Origin of the sequence: Lacibacter luteus (genome assembly GCF_004118265.1) — a bacterium.
Classification (GTDB): Bacteria; Bacteroidota; Bacteroidia; order Chitinophagales; family Chitinophagaceae; genus Lacibacter; species Lacibacter luteus.
Map to the genome: position 1 here is coordinate 1 of NZ_SDHW01000025.1, position 255 is coordinate 255.

Annotated in this window: 1 rRNA gene; it reads left to right on the top strand. The window is 38.4% G+C overall.

Annotation, left to right across the window (positions count from 1 at the left end):
* Nucleotides 1-140: 140 nt before the first annotated feature.
* Nucleotides 141-252: ribosomal RNA gene (gene rrf, locus ESA94_RS21325) — 5S ribosomal RNA — on the top strand.
* Nucleotides 253-255: the final 3 nt, after the last annotated feature.

The following is a 255-nucleotide window of genomic DNA, read 5'->3' on the forward strand; positions in this document are numbered from 1 at the left end:
TAACAGTAAAGTCGAGTAGTACTAATTACCCGTAAGCTTTAATTTTTTTTAATCGTTAACTGCAATTACAACTTTTCCCAATATGATCTTATTATCTCATCTAACCTCTCCATTTTTGAGAGATAAAGTGAGCAACGATTTATGGTGGTTTTTCCAAGGGTGTTCACCTCTTCCCATACCGAACAGAGAAGTTAAGCCCCTTATGGCCGATGGTACTGCACTACAATGCGGGAGAGTAGGTAGCTGCCATATTTA